Origin of the sequence: Ochrobactrum sp. SFR4 (genome assembly GCF_019730395.1) — a bacterium.
Lineage (GTDB): Bacteria > Pseudomonadota > Alphaproteobacteria > Rhizobiales > Rhizobiaceae > Pseudochrobactrum.
Window position 1 is genome coordinate 1 of the sequence record NZ_JAAPBB010000780.1, and the last position, 271, is coordinate 271.

General features: G+C 45.4%; 1 protein-coding gene. It reads left to right on the forward strand.

Features of this window, described 5'->3' with window-relative positions; genetic code table 11:
* Positions 1-271 (forward strand): trehalose-phosphatase (locus tag HBA93_RS21205; protein WP_286202116.1); only part of this gene is annotated, 271 nt, incomplete at both ends.

The window sequence follows — 271 nt, forward strand, 5'->3', positions numbered from 1 at the left end:
CAATATTTCCCTCCCATAGCTTTGAAATTGCAGGCCTGCATGGCGCTCAAATTCGTAACAGCGACGGGAGTATAAGAGCGCTTAAAATCGACGATAGTTTTCGTACGGCGAAACGCCATATCGAAGAGACGCTTACTGATTATCCCGATATAAAACTGGAAGATAAAGAAGTCGCTCTGGCGTTGCATTATCGAAGCAATCCCCGTCTGCAGAAAACGACTACGGATATAATCAATAAAGCAGCTTCAATAACAGGCGGCGACTGGACTGT